The sequence below is a fragment of the Variovorax sp. 22077 genome (assembly GCF_052044195.1).
GTDB classification, from domain to species: Bacteria; Pseudomonadota; Gammaproteobacteria; order Burkholderiales; family Burkholderiaceae_C; genus Variovorax; species Variovorax atrisoli.
The window spans coordinates 170302-186284 of the sequence record NZ_JBQEQC010000007.1 but is presented as its reverse complement, the minus strand read 5'-3'; the positions used below and the strand labels follow the sequence as shown (position 1 = coordinate 186284).

Here is a 15983-nt window from a genome sequence, read left to right as displayed (position 1 = left end):
CTTCCGTTCAGTCGGCGTAGACGCCGGCCGCCTTGATCACCGGCGTCCACTTCGCGATCTCGTCGATCACGAACTTCTTGTGGCCCGCCGGCTCGATGCGGCTGTCGGTCGCCACCACGGCGCCGAGCTGCTCTTCGCGGTGGATGAAGTCGGGGTCCTTCAACGCGACCTTGAGCGCATCGTTGAGCTTCTTCAGCACCGGCGCGGGCGTGCCCTTGGGCGCATACAGGCCGTGCCAGATCGTGACCTGGAAGTTCTTCAGGCCGGCCTCGTCGAGCGTGGGCAGGTCCTTCAGCATCGGCAGCGCGAGCCGCTTCGAGGTGGTGACCGCGAAGGCCTTCACCTTGCCCGCCTGGATCTGCGGCGTGGTGTTGGTGGTCTGGTCGCACAGCAGGTCGATCTGGCCGCCGATCAGGTCGGTGATGGCGGGGGCCGTGCCCTTGTACGGCACGGGCGTCATCTCGGTCTTGGTCGCGCTCTGGAAGAGCAGCCCGCACAGGTGCGAGGCCGAGCCAACGCCGGCGTTGCCGAGATTGATCTTGCCCTTGTTGGCCGCGATCCAGCCGCTCAGTTCCTTGTAGTTGGCGGCCGGGATGCTCGGCTTGGAGATGAGCGTCATCGGCACGTCGTTGACGATGCCCAGGTACTCGAAGTCGGTCTCGACCTTGAACGGCACGTTGCGCACCAGGCTCGGCACGGTCGCCATCGCGATGTGATTGAGCAGCAGCGTGTAGCCGTCGGGCGCGGCGCGCGCCACCTTGGTCGCGCCGATGGAGCTGCCCGCGCCGGGCACGTTGTCGATGATGACGGTGCTGCCGCCCAGCGGCTTGCGCAGCGCCTCGGCGAGGTCGCGCGCGACGCGGTCGGTCGGGCCGCCGGCCGCGAAGGGCACGACGATGGTGACGGGCTTGCCGCCCGGAAAGTCCTGCGCATGGGCAGCGACTGCGGCGGCGGCGATCGCTGCGAGGGCGAACAGTTTCTTCATGATGTCTCCGTGACGTTGGATTGAAAAAGGATTCAGGGCGCGCGTGACGGCACGCGGCTTTCGAGCGCGGGCGGCTGCCACGCGGGCTGGATGTGGCAGCCGTTCCTGCCGTCGGTGTCGTAGCGCGGCATCAGCGACTTGCAGCGTTGCGCAAGGCCTTCGGGCGTGGGCTTCTCGCCCTTGTCGATCCAGTCGAGCAGCGCGGCGAAGAGCGCGGGGTATTCCGAATCGCTCAGGTAGCTGTGCTCGCGCTCGTTGCTGAAGCTCTGAACCAGCAGGTCGCCGGTGCCTGCCGCGTCGCGGATGCGGCGGTAGGAGTTCTCGAGTTCGACGAAGGCCGTGGGGTCGTCGATGGCGTGCAGGCCCACTGTGGGCAGCGCGGTGCGGCCGGTGGGCTGGCTGTCGGCGGCGAGCGCACCCTTGGCCTGCGGGTCGGCCGCGTAGCGCAGCACGCCGGCATTGAGCGCCGCGTCGTCGGCCGAGCCGCTGTAGACCACGCCGATGTTGCCGAAGGGATTGCGGCCCTCGAGCCGCTTCTGCACCAGATCCTGGAAGAGCCACGTCGCCCAGGTGAGATGGCCCAGCAGCGAGCGTTCCTGGATCTTCACGACCGAAACAATGGTCTTGAGCCGCGCCGCCTGTTCGGGCGTGCGCTGCGCGGCGGGCAGGCCGATGCCGGTGCACTCCTTCACGCGCGCGGCGAGGTCGGCGCGCGTGAGCTTCGAATCGAGCGGCAGGCCCATCCACAGCGGGTACTGCGGCTCGTCGGGGCGCGGATGGTTGCGGCAGACGTACTGGTAGACCACGCGCAGGTCGAGCCGGAAGTCGTAGGCGCTGTTGCCGCCGCCGAGCACGCCGCTGGTGAGCAGCAGGCCGTCGTAAGGCGATTTGGCGCCGCCGCCCGGCGCATAGAGCTCCGCCGCCTTCGCCGCCACGCCCGCTCCATAACTCTGCCCGTGCAGCAGCGTGCGGTGCGGCTGGCCGAAATGGCGCACGAAGATCCGGCGCAGGCGCTCGGTGTCTTCCGCCGCCATGGTCACGCCGTAGCCGCCGCGCCGGTAGGTGGAGGCGGCCCATGCATAGCCGGCCTTCACCGTGACGGCCCAGCGCTTGAGGTCTTCCTCGCTGCGCTCCAGCTTGGGCGGACCGGTCTCGGGGCCGCCGTGGGCGTGCATCACGAGCACACGGCCGGCGTTGCTCGTCCAGCCCTGGGGAATCGCGATCCAGTAGAAGGAGCCGGCGCCGTCTTCACCGGTGTAGCAGCGGGCCGATTCGGGCACGGGCGAGGGGCAGGCTGCGGGCTTCGGGCCGGAGGGTGCGGCCTGTGCATGCATGGCGGATGCCGCACCCAGCAGTGCGAAGGCCGTGGATACCGCAAGGCGGGACAGGGGGTTTTTCAATGACGTACTCCGAGTTCGAGCGCCGCCTTTGTCGCGTCCGTCGAAACGAATGCGAGGACGCCGCTGTTGAAGATGAAATTGCCCGGCCGGCCGGCATCGGCCTGTGCCACGCCGAGCACCGGTGTGTCGTAGCCCAGCGTGGCCGCGGTACCTGCGAGATTGAAGCCGCTGCCGGCCACCGTGGCATCGTGGTTCTCGCCCTTGACGCTGAGCAGCGCATAGCTTCCGTCCGCCGTGCCGCTGACCAGGCTCTGCTGCAGGCCGAAGAGGCGCATGCCCGCGTTTGCCGCCGACTCGCGCACCAGGTGCACCGGCATCGCCGCGCCGTTGACGAGCCCGATGACCATCGAGCCGGTGAGCGTGCCGCCGGTGGTCACGGCGCTGCCGGTCGGCGATGTAGTGAACAGGTCGAAGGCGTCGCGGGTGCCGTTGTAGGTGATGTAGCCCTTCTCGGTCTGCGCGCAGGTCGTGTCGTAGATCATGAAGCCGTTGGCGGCATCGCGGCAGTACTGGAAGGTGCCGGCATTGCGCAGACGCACCGCCAGCGCCTGCGCGGTCGTGCCGCCGGTGCCCTGCTGCACGCCCACCGCATTGAAGATGTTCGACACCGGGTTGAACACCGTCGGCGTCGCCGCATTCTGGAAGGTGTTCTGGAACGCCAGCAGGGGCGCGAAGCCGCCGCCGCTCGGGGCGTTCACGCCGCCCGACAGCACCCCGCCGGCACCGAAGCTGAACACCGCCCCGCTCTCCGCGCTGGCATAGCTGCAGTTGCCCTCCGACACCAGCGTGCCGGTGCGCACCGTGCCGGCCGTGCGCTGCAGGCTCGCGTCGATGGTCACCGTGTAGGCCATCGTGCCCGGGTCGATCTGCACGCGCAGCTCCTCGCCGAAGCTGTCGCCGCCCTTGTAGGTGGTGACGGCCGCAGGCAGGTTCGGGCAGGCCAGCGGATCGCCGACCTCCGTCACGCAGCTGTAGTTGACGGCCGCGTCAAGGCTGCCGCTGCCGCGGTACTTGGGCCAGGCCGGGAACAGGCACAGAGGACGCGTGCGGCCGTAGGTGCCGGCCACCGCGTCGACCACAACGCCGGTGGCGGGCGCGAGGCCGTTCTCCACCCAGCCTTCGAGCGCGGCCAGCGAGTCCCAGTTGGGAATGAAGCTGCCGGTGCCGTGGCCCATGCCGGGCACGGTGTAGAAGCGCACGCTCCGGTCGACCGACGCCTGCCCCAGCGTGGCGACGAGCTGCTTGTAGTAGTCGATGGTCGAGTTCGGGCTGATCACTTCGTCGGCCAGGCCGTGCAGCATGATGAGGCGGCCGCCGCGTCCGAAGAAGGGCGCGAGGTTCGGGTTGGTCGCGTCGGTGAGGTTCGACACCTCGGTCACGCGCGCCGCGTAGCTGCCCGGGTTCAGCGGGTCGAAGCCCAGCGTGTCGAAGTTCGCGATGCGCGTGACGAAGAACTTCACCCACTGGTCGCCGGTGACGTACATGTTGGCGTCGGCCGACGTGGCGGGGTTGCCCGGCACCTTGCGCGTGCCCAGGTCGCGCGTGGTGAAGGGGCCCGCCACCAGCGCGCCTTCGAGCAGGTTGTAGCCGCCCGCGCGCTTCACGCCGTTGGCCAGCGAGTAGGTCGTGAAATCGAGCGGCGACTCGATGGCCTTCACTGTGTCGAGTTGCGCGTCCGACAGGCAGGTCTTGGCCGTCTTCGTACCGCCGGGGCAGCGCAGCGAGGCCAGGAGCTGTGCATTGAGCTGGCGGCAGCTCTCGACGTTGCTCACGATGTTGTCGGCCGCGCCGTCAAGCTTGTCGCAGGCCTGCATCGCGGCCTTCTGCACCATCAGCGTCTCGCTCAGGTCCATCCAGCCTGCGGCGCTGTTGTTGTAAAGGGCGCGGCCCACGGCCACGTTCGACAGGCGCGTGCCGGTGTAGTTGAGCGCGGGTTCGTTGGCGATCACGCCGTCGTAGTCCAGCGGCCAGCGCTGGATGTAGCTCAGCGCATCGCGCCCGCCCGTGGAGGTGCCCAGGAAGTAGGCGTGCTTCGGCGCCACGCCGTAGCGCGCGAGCACCAGGGCCTGAGCCACGTCGCGCGTCTTCTTGAGCGAGTTGCCGCCGTAGTTGGCGAGCTGCTCGTCGTTGGCCGCGAACTTGCCGTCGGTGATGCTGCCCGACTGGTGGCCCGAGTCGTCGCCGTAGGTGGCGTAGCCCAGCGCGAGCGGCGCGGGCTTGCCGGCGGGGCCGAAGCGGATGACCTCGGTGCCGTCGATCAGCACGCCGTCGAAGCCGCCGCCGCCGAAATGGATGGTCTTCTGGTTCCACTTCTCGGGCAGGTTGACCGCGAAGTTGATGGACTGCGAATTCGGGTCGACCGGCTGGATGGTGCCGCGCACGCGGCAGTAGTCGCCGAGCGTGTTGCCCGCATCGCTCGCGGCGACGGGCGTGGCACTGGTGACGGTGGCGCCCTGCGTGGGCAGGCTGATCAGCGAGGCCGGCAGGCTCCGGCCTGCGAGGTCGGCGCAGGATGCGACCGGCTGCACGGCCGGAGGCGGCGTGTTGTCGGGCGGGTCGCCTGCCGGTGGGTTGTCGCCCACGCCGGCGGGCGGCGTGCTGGTCGGGGGCAGGAAGGCGAAGCCGCCGCCTCCTCCCCCGCCTCCTCCCCCGCCTCCGCCGCCGCAAGCGGCCAGGGCCAATGAGATGCCGATCGCACTGGCGACGGCGAGGTACTTCGATGCAGGGCGCTCTTTGCGCATGGACTTGTCTCCGGCATGCGGCCTCGTTGGACCGCTTGTTCTTGAATGGGCGGCCGGAAGATAGATTCGGTGTGACCTAGGGTCAAATAAAATAACAAGGCACTTCTCATATCAAAAACATATGGACATACGGGCACTGCGCTACTTCGCCGCCGTCGCCGAGACCGGCCACATGACGCGCGCGGCCGAGCAGTTGGGCATCCAGCAGCCGCCTTTGAGCCTGCAGGTCAAGGCACTCGAACGCGAGCTGGGCGTGCTGCTGTTCCGCCGCCATCCGCGCGGCGTGGCGCTCACCGATGCGGGCCGGCTGTTCCAGGCCGAGGCGCTGCGCATGCTGCAGGACATGGATGCGATGAAGCAGCGCATGACCCGGGTGGCCAAGGGCCAGGCAGGCAGGCTGGCGGTGGGCTTCACCAGCTCGGCGGCGGCGCACCGCTTCATGCCCGACGCGCTGCGCGAGTTCCGCCGCGCCTACCCCGACGTCGAGCTGCAGCTGCGCGAGGACAACGCGGCCGAGCTCACCGAGGCGCTGGCGGCCGGCCGCCTGCACTGCGGCCTGCTGCGCGTGCCGGTCGCGCGGCCCGTGGGGCTCCTGTTCGAGACGCTGCTGCGCGAGCCGGTTCTGGTCGCCATGCCGAGCGACCACCGCCTTGCCCGTGGCCGCGACAAGGACTCGCGGGCGCTGCCGCTCGCCAGGCTCTGCGAGGAAGGCATCATCCTCGTGCGGCGTCCGGGCGCGCCGGGCCTGTATGCCGACCTGCTCGCGCTGTGCCACGTCAAGGGGCTGCGCCCGCGCGTGGTGGCCGAAGTCGATCGAATGATGACCAACCTCAATCTCGTGGCCGCAGGGGTCGGCCTCTCGGTGGTGCCTGCGTCGATGCACGGCGTGCACGCGCACGCCATCGCCTACGCGCGACTGGCCGACGGCGGGCAGCTCGACGCGCCGCTCACGCTGGTCTCGCGCGCCGAGGAAGACAACCTGCCCGCGCTGAATTTCGCGGCGCTGCTGCGCAGGCTGGCGCAGGAGAACCCCGGCTCATGACACGACTGGGCCGCCGCCACCTGCTGCAGCGCGCAGGCACCCTGCTGGCCGCGGCCTGCGCATTGCCCGGCGTGCTGCGTGCGGCACCCGCGCAGTGGCCGAACAAGCCGGTCCGCCTGATCGTGGTCTACCCGCCCGGCGGCGTGAGCGACGGCATGGCGCGCGTGCTGGCCGAGCCGCTCGCACGTTCGCTCGGCGTGCCGGTGATCATCGAGAACCGCCCCGGGGCCGGCGGCAGCCTCGGCATGGATACGCTCGCCCGTTCGGCCCCGGACGGCAGCACGCTGGCCTTCTCCGCCATCAGCCCGCTCACGCTGCACCCGCTGCTCGCGCGCGTTCCCTACGACCCGATGCGCGCCTTCGTGCCCGTGGCCAGCGTGATGCGCACGCCGGTGCTGGTGGTGGGCACCCCCGCCTTCACCGGCCGCGGCTTCGGCGAACTGATCGCGCGGGCGCGCAGGCAGCCCGGCGAGGTGCGATGGGCCACCTCGGGCGTCGCCACCATCGGTCACCTCGTGCTCGCGCAGGTGCGCGTGCAAAGCGGCACCGAGATCACGCACATCCCCTACCAGGGCGGCGGCCCGCAGCTCAACGATGCGCTCAGCGGCCAGTTCGAGGTGCTCTCCACCAACGTCGCCGCGCAGCAGCTGCAGTACGTCGAAGGCGGCCGCTTCCAGGCGCTGGCCGTGGGCGCTCCGGCACGCATCGATGCACTGCCTACGGTGCCGACCCTCGCGGAACTCGGCTTCGAGAAGGCCAACCGCGATTCGCTCTTCGGCATCTTCGCGCCGGCCCGCACGCCGGGCGCGGTGGTGCAGATGCTCAACGCCGAGATCAACCGCGTGCTTGAAAGCGACGCGGTGCGCTCCCGGTTGCGCGCGGCCTACAACCTGCCAGCGGGCGGCGGCAGCGACGCCTTCGCGCACGAGATCGCGCTGGACAGGCGGCGCAACCGGGAGCTGGTGACGGGGGATCGGTCGCAGTTCGACTAGGTCGCATCCGCTGCGCCAGATTCGTTATCCCGGCATCACCATTTCTGGTGATGGCCGTTTGCATACAAAAGCGTTTCAATTGTTAACGTGCACTTTCGGGTGCATGCCCAAGCTGCATCGGCGGGGTGGACCTGCAGCTGCATCCCTCATCCGGCAATGCCGGAACAAGTGTTTTTTCGGTCCGGGCCAGTGCCCGGTGTCCGAGGCTGGGGGCTGCTTGGGACTTTCATAAAAATCACCAAGGAAAAAAGGCAATGGATCGCAGAAAGTTTTCGCTCACGATGATCGGTTCCGCTGTGCTGGCGGGATGTGGAGGAGGAGGTGGTGGTGGCGGCGGATTTGCTTTTCCTCTGGTCTCGGCTGCGCCGCCTGCTCCGGCTCCAACTCCAGCGCCGGCTCCTGGCATCGCCCCTCCGGCCCCGGCACCCGCTCCAGTGGCCCCGCCCGCGCCCGAACTCGCGACGGCCACATCGCTGCCGGCCGGCATGAGGTTCCTGCAGACCGTTGCCGCGACCGACGGCGACAACTCGATCGCACCGGGGCAGGCCAACATCTGGGACCTGAGCCGTGGCTTCTCCATCATCGACGGCGGCAACGATCAATTCGACGGCGCGCTGCAACTCTCCGTGGCCGTCGAGGGCGCGCGCGTCGACTTCCCCTCGGACCAGACCTATGCCGAACTGACCGCCCTAGGCCCCGAGATGGGACCGACGGACGGCCTCAAGTCGGTCACGTTCACCGACGACACGGCCTTCCTGAACGGCTCAGGCCGGTATGCCTACCTGCATCCGGGCCTCACGGTGCGCCTGCAGCAGACCCTGAACCTGACCGGCGCGGTCGGCCCCGCGATCTCTCTGACATGGAACGGCACACGCGCTCCCGGCAACACGGTCGACCCGATGTCGGACCCGGACCAGTACGGACAGGTGGTCGTGCGCGATACGGCAGGGGCGCTGCTGGCAACGCTCTTCAAGGCCGACGGCTCGGGTGTCGCGGGGGCATGGGGCTCGGCCTCGCTCGCGGCGTTCGCGGGGCAGACCGTGGTGCTCTCGTTCGAGCAGCGGGTCTGGGCGAATAGTCCGAACGAAGATAACCAGATCGGCGCAGGCACGGCCATCGACAACGTGTCCGTCAAGGACAGCGCCAACACGGAGTTCGTCGTCAACGGCGACTTCGAAGCCCAAGGCACCGGCTGGACCGTGCTTGCCTCCAAGGCCGCGCAGAACGTGCGCACGGGCACGAGAACGCTCCATGGTCTGGAAGTGCAGCGCACGTTCTATACCCAGCCCAATCTGCTGTGGGCACGCATGACCGACGTCTTCCACAATCCCACCGCTGCACCGATCGTGGCCGAGGTTTCCTACGAAACCAACCTCGGATCCGATGGCTTCGGCATCATCTACCCCACGCCCGGCGCCACCGGAAAGGCACTGAGCGCCTGGGATGGCAGCTCGAGCGGTAGCAGGTCCGGCGACCGGGACGTCGGTTTCGCATTCGGCGCAGCCGACCTCGTCGACTACAAGTCCGCCACCGTGCTCGGTGTACGCGACGGAAGCGACGATCCGCTCTTCAAGTTCAACATCACCGTCCCCGCAGGCGGTACCGTCACGCTGATGAACTTCGTGGTGATGACAGGCACGGATACAGGCCTCACCGCGACGGACATCAACGCACGCGCCAGCGAAGTGGACACGCAGCTCGCCGACATTGCCAGCAACTTCCGGACGAACTTCGCCTACCAGCGCGGCCTCACGCAAGCCCAGCTGGATACCTTGAAGAACTTCTGAGTTCGCTTCGAATGACTACTTCTCGGCCACCCAGAGCCGGGGGTAGTCGGCGACGAAGCTGTCGGCCGTCACGCTCAGCGTGGCCGCGTAGTCGAAGCGCTTCGCCTCGTAGGCGTATTCGCTCTCGCTGCGCCGCTCGTAGCGTTGCATCAGTTCGCTGAGCACGCCGCCGCCGTCGATGTCGAGCCACGCGGCGGGGGCGTCGGCGCCCTCGCCCTTCGCGAGGCCCAGGCGGCGCAGCTGCAGCAGGTTGGTGGCGGGCGTGAAGCCCAGGTCGAGGTCGATGCAGTGCGAGAGGTCGGACACGGGCTCGTCGTTGAGCTTCCAGTGGCCGCGCGCGTCGCGGGCGATCGAGAGGTCGACCGCCGAGTCGCCGAGCCATCCGCGCACCGTGCCCCACTGGGTGTGCCATAGCAGGTCGCAGCGCACGCGGTAGTGCAGCTGGCCGATGCGGCCGTCTTCCAGCCGGAACACGGCTGCACCGTCGAGTTGCCAGGCCGAGGCATTGCGTTCGAGGCGGCAGGCATCGTGGCCCGGTACGTCGAGCCTGCGCCAGAGGATGGAGGCGACCGTTTGCATGGCGCGCATGATGGCACCGGCATGCAGCGCGGCGCAAGCAATGACCCGCCGCCCCGCAGGTGCCAGTCAGGTTCGGGGGAGACGATTTCCGTGCATGACGCCACCGGCAGACACCCCTCCCCCCGCGGACTCCGCGCAGCCCTCCGGTCCGCCGGCGCCGCGCTGGCTCGACTGGATCGACCGCGTCGCGATGACCTTCGCCGTCGCCATCGCGCTGCTGCTCTTCGCGCAGTGGCCGCTGCGCGACCTCGCCGGCTCCGGCAACGGCCCGACGCAGGCCAACGACCTCGCGCAGTGGCTGTTCGCGCTGTATGTGGCGGTGGCGCTGAGGCACGCCGGACGGCGCGGCGCGCACCTGGTGGCCCGGCCCGACCTGGCGGCCGACACCGCCGGGCGCCATGCGCGGCTGCGCCGCATCGGCGCGGCGCTGTGCGTGCTGCCCTGGTCGCTGTTCCTGGTCTTCACCGCGGCTGCGCCGGTGATGCGCTCGGTGGAGGCGCTCGAACTCTTTCCCGACACCTTCAACCCCGGCTATTTCATGATCAAGGTGGCCTTGCTGCTGCTCGCCGTGCTGCTGGCGGTGCAGAGCGCGCTCGACCTCCGGCAGGAGCTGCGCCCGGCGAACCCGCCAGAAGACACCGGCCAACCCGGACAGCCCGGCCCGTAGATGCCCTGGCTCGGACTCGCCCTGCTCGCGCTGGCCCTGGCGCTGATGATGACCACCGGCTGGCCGACCTACGCCGTGCTGCTGGGCACATGCACGATCGGCGCGCTGGCCGGCCTGGCACTGGGTGCCTTCGACCTCGCGCTGCTGCAGAACCTGCCATGGCGCATCGTCGGGCTGCTGGAGCACGACCTGCTGCAGGCGCTCGCGCTCTATGCGCTGGTGGGCGCACTGCTCAACCGGCTGGCGCTCGCCGGCCACCTGTACCACGGCCTGCGCAAGGTGCTGGCCCTGGTCGCGCCGCGCGCGGCCCCCGAGCTCGCCGGCATGGTTCTGGGGCTGCTGCTCGCGCCGATGAACGGTTCGGTGGGCGCCAGCCTGCTGACGCTCGCCCGCACCGCCGGCCAAGGCTGGACGCGCGAGGGACTGCCCCCGGCGCGGCGAACTGCGCTCGTGGCCGTGACCAGCACGCTGGGCGTGATCGTGCCGCCCTCGCTGGTGCTTCTGCTGCTCGGCGACGCAATGCTGCGCGCGCACACCGAGGGCATGAACATGGCACGCGAACTGGCGCTGCCTTCGGCGAGCACGGCCAGCCGCGTCGTCAATACGCAGGACATCCTGCAGGCCGCGCTGGTGCCGGCCGCCGCGCTGCTGGTCGGCTGGCTCGCCGTGGCATGGCTAGGCGCGCGCGGCAAGCCAAGGGACGCCGTGCCGCGCGAACCGCTGAGCCGCGGTGAGGGCTGGACCTTGCTGCTGGTGCCGCTGCTGATCGGCGCGCTGCTGGTGCTGGTCACGCTCGGCAGGGTGCGCGCGGTGGAAGGCGCGGCTGCCGCCTGCGTGCTGCTGCTGGCGTGGGGCCTGCTGTCGCGCCAGCTCACGCGTGCGGTGCTGTGGCAGGTGCTCGACGACGCGATGGCGCTCACCGGCGCGCTCTATGCGCTGCTGGTGGCGGCCACCACCTTCTCGCTGCTGCTGCGCGGCTTCGGCACCGACGGGCTGATCGCGCGGCTGATGCTGTCGCTGCAGCAGCATCCGATGATCGGGCTCGCGGTGGTGCTGGCGGTGCTGCTCGCCTTTGCCTTCGTGCTCGACGCCTTCGAGCTGATCTTCCTCATCGTGCCCATCGTCATGCCGCCTGTGCTCGCACAGCTCGACGACGCGGCCTGGATCGCCACGCTCACGCTGCTGGTGCTGCAGGCCGGCTTCCTGCTGCCGCCCTTCGGCTACGCGCTGGTGCTGGCGCGCGGACAGGTGAGGCCGCGCCCACCGGCCGCCGCCCTCGCGCGGGTGCTGGCGCCGTATCTCGCGGTGCTCGCCACTGTCACCGCGCTGGTGATGGCGCTGCCACAGACCACGCGCTGGCTGCGCGCCTCGCCCACCGCGCTCATGCCCGCCGGGCCGATGAACGAGGAGGCGGTGGAGCGCCTGATGCGCGAGATGGCGCCGCCCGATACGGGCGACAGCGCCCCGCCGCCAGAGGAGAAATAGCCACGCATGGCGTGACGCACAATGCGCGTCCATGACCTTCCGGCTCCCAGCAGTCATCGCCCTCGCACTGTCTCTGCTTCTGGCCGGCGCCGCCCGCGCGTCGACGCGGCTGAAGGACGGCGACATCGTCTTCCACACCTCGCGCTCGGCCCAGAGCCTCGCGGTGCAGCGCGCGACCGGCTCGCGCTACAGCCACATGGGCATCGTGCTGACGAGGAACGGCAAGCCCTACGTGTTCGAGGCGGTCTCCACCGTGCGCTACACGCCGCTCGCGCAATGGACGGCGCGCGGGAACGGCGGGCACTACGTGGTCAAGCGGCTGCGCAATGCCGACACGCTGCTCACGCCGGGCGCCGTTGCAAGGCTGCGCGCCGGCACGGCCGACTTCGAAGGCCGCCCCTACGACCTGACCTTCGAATGGTCCGACCAGCGCATCTATTGCTCCGAACTCGTGTGGAAGCTCTACCAGCGCGCGCTGGGCGTGCGCATCGGCGAGCTGCAGAAGATCCGCGAATTCAACCTGAAGGACCCGGCCGTTCGCGCCAAGATGCGCGAGCGCTACGGCGACAGGGTGCCGATGGACGAGCCCGTGATCTCCCCCGTGGCGATGTTCGACTCGCCGCTGCTGGTGACGGTGGAGACGCGCTGACCGGGCCGGGCGAATCGCCCCGCACGCGCAAGCACCGCCCAGCCGCGAGACAATTGTTTCCGTGAGCTCCCAGACCCCATCGGCACCGAAGATCCGCCGCATCGCGCACCTCGACATGGACGCCTTCTACGCGTCCGTCGAGCTGCTGCGCTACCCGCAGCTCAAGGGCAAGGCGGTGGTGATCGGCGGCGGGCGCAGGCGCGTGGACGAGGCCATCCGCAACCTGCCCGAAGGCGGCACGCTGGCCGATATTCCGGTCGAAGACTTCCCGCTGCTCAAGGACTACACCGGCCGCGGCGTGATCACCACCGCCACCTACCCCGCGCGGCAGTTCGGCGTGGGCTCGGCAATGGGGCTCATGAAGGCGGCCAAGCTGTGCCCGCAGGCGATCATCCTGCCGGTGGACTTCGACGAGTACCGCCGCTACTCGCGCGCCTTCAAGAAGATCATCCTGGAGGTCGCGCCGCTCATGGAAGACCGGGGCGTGGACGAGGTCTACATCGACTTCACCGACGTGCCCGGCGGTCAGCGCGAGGGCGGGCGCTCGCTGGCCCGGCTGCTGCAGAAGGCCATCTTCGACGCCACCGGGCTCACCTGCTCCATCGGCGTGGCGCCCAACAAGCTCATCGCCAAGATGGCGAGCGAGTTCAACAAGCCCAACGGCATCTCGATCGTCTACGAGGACGACCTGGAAAAGCTGATCTGGCCGCTGCCCTGCCGCAAGGTGAACGGCATCGGCCCCAAGGCCGACGAGAAGCTCAAGCGCTTCGGCATCGAGACCGTGGGCCAGCTCGCGGCGCGCGACCGCGACTGGCTCATCGCCAACTTCGGCAAGGCCACCGGCGCGTGGATGCACGAGGTGTCATGGGGTCGCGACGACCGTCCCGTGGTGACCGAGAGCGAGCCGGTGTCGATGAGCCGAGAGACCACCTTCGACCGCGACCTGCACGCGGTGCGCGACCGCGCCGAACTGGGCGCGATCTTCACCAGGCTGTGCGAGCAGTTGGCCGCGGACCTGCAGCGCAAGGGCTACGTGGGCAAGACCATCGGCATCAAGCTGCGCTACGACGATTTCAGGATCGCCACGCGCGACCAGACCATCGACCGCTTCACCGACGACGCCAAGACCATCCGCCACACCGGCGGCCTGTGCCTGAAGCGCGTGCCGCTGGAGCGCCCCCTGCGCCTGCTGGGCGTGCGCGTGGGCACACTGGCGAAGGCCGGCAGCCCCGAGGCCCTGGCGCCCGCCGCCACCGGCACGCACCGCGTGGCGGCCGAGCCGGTGGCGACCACCGCGTCGCTCTTCTGAGGGCGCGATGGCCGGACGCTGGCTGCGGCGCATCGTCTTCACCCTGCTGGGTTTCGTCTCACTCGTGGGCCTGTACGTGGCCACGGCCTGCGCACTGGTGCTGTGGCCCGCCAACGCCGAAGCACCGAAGAATGCGGTCGCCGAGGTGCAGGCCTGGGTGCTGAGCAACGGCGTGCATACCGACTACGTGTTCCCGATCCGCTCGGCCACCGTCGACTGGCTGCAGCTCTTTCCGCTGAAGGACTTCAGGGCGCCGCCACCCGACGCCGAATTCATCGCCATCGGCTGGGGCGACCGCGAGTTCTACCTGAACACACCCACCTGGGCCGACCTGACCGCATCGCGCGCGCTCGCAGCCCTGGCCGGAGGCAACCGCGCGCTGCTTCACGTGAGCTACCTGCGGCGCGGCCAGCTGGGGCAAGTCGCCTTCGCGCTGCCGCTCACGCAGGCGCAGTACGCGCATCTCGCAGCCTACGTGCGCGCCGCGCTGCCATCGGGCCGCGCCACACCCATCGCGGGCGCGCACTACGACAACCAGGACGCCTTCTACGAGGCCGAAGGCGGCTACAACCTCTTCGAGACCTGCAACACCTGGACCGGCCGCGGCCTGAGGCAGGCAGGCGTCACCGCGAGCCGCTGGACGCCGTTCGACTTCACGGTGACGTGGCACCTTGAGCCGGTGCGGCCCGGCGCGATCCGGTAGAAGTCAGTAGAGGTGCGGCTCCTCGTTGAACACGCGCACCGGCGGCGTGCTCGCGAAGACGTCGAGCGCGTGCGTGCGATCCACGCACATGAGGTTGGTCGCGCGCCTCTCCCAGGCCCAGCCATCCCACCCGTTGGCACGCCGGTGCGTCACCACGCGCAGCCACTGGCCGGGCCGCAGGACGCCCAGCGGTTACGGCCGACCGGTGTGCCGCACCGCGCCGCCGTGCCACCATCCGATGGCCATGCCGCCCGGCTGCGCGCGCCATTCATAACCCTGCTCGCGCAGCTGGTGCGCGTTCCATGACTTCCAGGCGGCTGGCGCGACAGACTGGCTCTCTAACGCCCCGCCGTCGGGACGCAACGAGATCTCCTGCCACAGCACGCCGCCCACGACGGGCGGCTCCAGCAGTTGCATCTCGAGCCCGGTGAGGGGCAGGCGCATCGGCGCCTGGTTGCGCAGCCTGCCTTGCTCCGCATCGCGCCCGGCTTTCGTCCAGAGGCAGCGGATGCTCTGCACGGCCAGCCACATGGCGGGATCGTCCGTCACGTTCAGGGCTTCGGCACTCCGCCCGACCACTTCGACCAGTTCGCGACGATGTGATCGACCACGCGGCTGCCCACCAGCTCGATGTTCTCCACCGTCTCGGCGAAGCCGCCGGCCGTCTCGCCCGGTGCGGGGTCGAGGTGCTGCAGCGTGGTTTCCTTCGGGTTGCCCTGGTCGAAGTTGACGGCGCCGCGCAGGCTCATCACGCGGTCGGTGCCGTGGGTGCGCTTGATGACGAGGGTGATGGCGGCGGCCTCCATCTCGGTGATGACGTAGTCGTCGGCGCCGTAGAGCTTGGCGATGTACTGCGCCTGCTTCGACATGCCGGGGCCATGGAAGAAGGTGTCGCCGGTCATGTGGGTGCCGGTGCCGACGAAGGGTGCGCGGCGCGCGGCCGCGTCGGGGTAGCGCAGGCGGTACTTGCGGGCCGATTCGGAGTCCTTCAGGGGCGTGTCGGCCGAGAGCTTCATGGCCCAGCTCACGAGATCGGGGTTGAGCTTGAAGCGGCGGTATTCCTCGTAGCCCTTGCGCGGCATGAAGGTGGGCTCGCCGGGCTTGTTCTCCTCGGGCGCCCAGCGGTGGCCCAGGTCGTAGTCGACCAGCCATGTGGCCCAGCTGACCTCGCCGATGGTGCCGCGCGAGGGCGGCGTGCCGGCCACGCCCGAGATGACGTAGTAGCTCTGCGAGAAGTCGAACTGCGGGTTCAGCAGGATGGCCTGCATCGACGACGACGAATTCACCTTGCCCATGCCGAGCACCGAGCCGCACACGCCGTCGGCGTTGCAGTACACGGGCTGCAGCGCGCCGGGCACCGTGATGGCCTTGGCGTCCTTCCAGTAGCGCTCGTACCAGTGCTGGAACTCGCCGGCGCGGTCGCCGGTGTTCTTGCCGATCTCGAACATGGCGGCGACGAAGACCTTGACCTTCACGGGCGCGGCCGCAGCAGGAGCCGTGGTCGTGGACGTGGAGGCGCAGGCGGTGAGCAGCAGCGCCGCTGCCGGCACGGCCAGCCAGCGGACGGCGAAAAGGGAAGACTTGGACGAACTCATTCTGGAACCCGGTAAGAGAGAGAAAACTGCGGAGAAGAACGGAGGCACC

The 15983-nt window shown here is 69.5% G+C and carries 15 protein-coding genes; 8 read left to right on the top strand and 7 right to left on the bottom strand.

Annotation, left to right across the window (positions count from 1 at the left end; genetic code table 11):
• Window positions 1-7 precede the first annotated feature (7 nt).
• From ACTJLF_RS12645 to ACTJLF_RS12635, 3 genes are read right to left on the bottom strand one after another with little or no spacing between them, the layout of a single operon-like run.
• Window positions 8-985, bottom strand: coding sequence for a tripartite tricarboxylate transporter substrate-binding protein (locus tag ACTJLF_RS12645; protein WP_019654220.1), 978 nt, complete (start codon window positions 983-985; stop codon window positions 8-10).
• Window positions 986-1017: 32 nt separating this feature from the next.
• A complete protein-coding gene (locus ACTJLF_RS12640; protein WP_440883192.1) occupies window positions 1018-2385 on the bottom strand; it encodes a hypothetical protein in 1368 nt (455 codons plus the stop codon).
• Window positions 2382-5126, bottom strand: coding sequence for a tannase/feruloyl esterase family alpha/beta hydrolase (locus ACTJLF_RS12635; RefSeq protein WP_440883191.1), 2745 nt, complete (start codon window positions 5124-5126; stop codon window positions 2382-2384). The genes ACTJLF_RS12640 and ACTJLF_RS12635 overlap by 4 nt, the downstream gene beginning before the upstream one ends.
• Before the next feature lie 121 nt (window positions 5127-5247).
• On the opposite strand from ACTJLF_RS12635, the gene ACTJLF_RS12630 reads away from it, so the two are divergent.
• The 3 genes from ACTJLF_RS12630 to ACTJLF_RS12620 all read left to right on the top strand — a co-directional run bounded on the left by ACTJLF_RS12630 (window position 5248) and on the right by ACTJLF_RS12620 (window position 8947).
• Window positions 5248-6168: a LysR substrate-binding domain-containing protein gene (locus tag ACTJLF_RS12630; protein WP_440883190.1), complete on the top strand. Its 921-nt coding sequence runs from the start codon at window positions 5248-5250 to the stop codon at window positions 6166-6168.
• Window positions 6165-7160 (top strand): Bug family tripartite tricarboxylate transporter substrate binding protein, encoded by a 996-nt coding sequence (locus ACTJLF_RS12625; RefSeq protein ID WP_440883189.1) that lies wholly within the window; start codon window positions 6165-6167, stop codon window positions 7158-7160. The genes ACTJLF_RS12630 and ACTJLF_RS12625 overlap by 4 nt, the downstream gene beginning before the upstream one ends.
• Window positions 7161-7594: 434 nt before the next feature.
• The gene (locus ACTJLF_RS12620) at window positions 7595-8947 is read left to right on the top strand and encodes a hypothetical protein (RefSeq protein ID WP_440883188.1); all 1353 of its coding nucleotides are present in this window, start codon (window positions 7595-7597) and stop codon (window positions 8945-8947) included.
• 15 nt (window positions 8948-8962) lie between these two features.
• On the opposite strand, the gene ACTJLF_RS12615 is transcribed toward ACTJLF_RS12620, so the two are convergent.
• A complete protein-coding gene (locus tag ACTJLF_RS12615; protein WP_309936427.1) occupies window positions 8963-9535 on the bottom strand; it encodes a putative glycolipid-binding domain-containing protein in 573 nt (190 codons plus the stop codon).
• An 85-nt stretch (window positions 9536-9620) separates the two neighbouring features.
• Here ACTJLF_RS12615 and ACTJLF_RS12610 point away from each other — a divergent pair, with 85 nt between their 5' ends.
• The 5 genes from ACTJLF_RS12610 to ACTJLF_RS12590 all read left to right on the top strand — a co-directional run bounded on the left by ACTJLF_RS12610 (window position 9621) and on the right by ACTJLF_RS12590 (window position 14339).
• Window positions 9621-10193: a C4-dicarboxylate ABC transporter substrate-binding protein gene (locus ACTJLF_RS12610; RefSeq protein WP_354406656.1), complete on the top strand. Its 573-nt coding sequence runs from the start codon at window positions 9621-9623 to the stop codon at window positions 10191-10193.
• Window positions 10194-11678: a TRAP transporter large permease subunit gene (locus tag ACTJLF_RS12605; RefSeq protein ID WP_440883187.1), complete on the top strand. Its 1485-nt coding sequence runs from the start codon at window positions 10194-10196 to the stop codon at window positions 11676-11678.
• A gap of 31 nt (window positions 11679-11709) precedes the next feature.
• A complete protein-coding gene (locus ACTJLF_RS12600; protein WP_440883186.1) occupies window positions 11710-12327 on the top strand; it encodes a YiiX family permuted papain-like enzyme in 618 nt (205 codons plus the stop codon).
• 115 nt (window positions 12328-12442) lie between these two features.
• Window positions 12443-13636: a DNA polymerase IV gene (gene dinB, locus ACTJLF_RS12595; protein ID WP_440883238.1), complete on the top strand. Its 1194-nt coding sequence runs from the start codon at window positions 12443-12445 to the stop codon at window positions 13634-13636.
• 7 nt (window positions 13637-13643) lie between these two features.
• Window positions 13644-14339, top strand: a complete 696-nt coding sequence (locus tag ACTJLF_RS12590; protein WP_440883185.1) for a TIGR02117 family protein — start codon at window positions 13644-13646, stop codon at window positions 14337-14339.
• Between the two features lie 3 nt (window positions 14340-14342).
• On the opposite strand, the gene ACTJLF_RS12585 is transcribed toward ACTJLF_RS12590, so the two are convergent.
• The 3 genes from ACTJLF_RS12585 to ACTJLF_RS12575 are packed head-to-tail and all read right to left on the bottom strand — an operon-like array spanning window position 14343 to window position 15934.
• Window positions 14343-14492: a hypothetical protein gene (locus ACTJLF_RS12585; RefSeq protein ID WP_440883184.1), complete on the bottom strand. Its 150-nt coding sequence runs from the start codon at window positions 14490-14492 to the stop codon at window positions 14343-14345.
• 39 nt (window positions 14493-14531) lie between these two features.
• Window positions 14532-14888 (bottom strand): hypothetical protein, encoded by a 357-nt coding sequence (locus tag ACTJLF_RS12580; protein ID WP_440883183.1) that lies wholly within the window; start codon window positions 14886-14888, stop codon window positions 14532-14534.
• A gap of 2 nt (window positions 14889-14890) precedes the next feature.
• Window positions 14891-15934: a purine-nucleoside phosphorylase gene (locus tag ACTJLF_RS12575; RefSeq protein WP_440883182.1), complete on the bottom strand. Its 1044-nt coding sequence runs from the start codon at window positions 15932-15934 to the stop codon at window positions 14891-14893.
• Window positions 15935-15983 lie beyond the last annotated feature (49 nt).